The following is a 730-nucleotide window of genomic DNA, read 5'->3' on the forward strand; positions in this document are numbered from 1 at the left end:
CGTCAGCAGTAGAAATAAGATAACCACTACTCATTATCAGAAACATAAGAATATATAACATTAGATGCACTAGGTGCGCCACCTTGTGCTCGAACGCCTCACCTTTACGCCCACTTACCTCGGGTTGTGGAACAATGTTAATAGTGCGCCAAATGACTCGAAATATGAGCGCCAAGAGCAGACATACACCAATACTTTTATGCAGATCCAAAGAGCCCTTATACCAGGAATCATAATAGCTGAGCTCAACCATGTATAAACCCAAGCCAAAGAGGAAGAATATACTAACAGCCATGAGCCAATGAATTATAATAGCCACCAAACCGTAAGAACTTACTGTATTCCGGATCATCACACATTCCTGCTAAACAGAAGAAACAATGATGTCACTATAGATCAAGGACACTTGTGCGGAAATATAAAATATGCAGAAGCGTTGTGCATAATTGCACACAGAGTAAATTGGGGTGCGCGCTCTTATTCTAGAAACAAGAGAGTTTTATACCATAGCGAGTATGGAAACTAGTTATGAGAAGATAATAAACGGCGTAGCGATAATTAATAGCAGAATTAACAGCAACAGCGAGTTAAAAACAAACTGAAGCCTTTTATAAAGCGGGCGATTCCGCTTTTTAAAGGCCTTCGACCATTCAAGAAAAGGTGTAACAGTGCTGAATAGGCGGTTAAAAAAACCTTGGCGATCTATCGATGTATTCGGCACTAAAGTTGC

2 protein-coding genes are annotated in these 730 nt (G+C 40.3%); both read right to left on the bottom strand.

Features of this window, described 5'->3' with window-relative positions:
* On the bottom strand, positions 1–352 hold a 352-nt coding region (locus A3735_RS00765), incomplete at its 3' end, for a cytochrome b (RefSeq protein ID WP_197485554.1).
* Positions 353–526: 174 nt separating this feature from the next.
* The coding region (locus A3735_RS31640) for an aspartyl/asparaginyl beta-hydroxylase domain-containing protein (protein WP_231882306.1) at positions 527–730 on the bottom strand (204 nt) is incomplete at its 5' end.

It is taken from the genome of Oleiphilus sp. HI0061 (assembly GCF_001635675.1).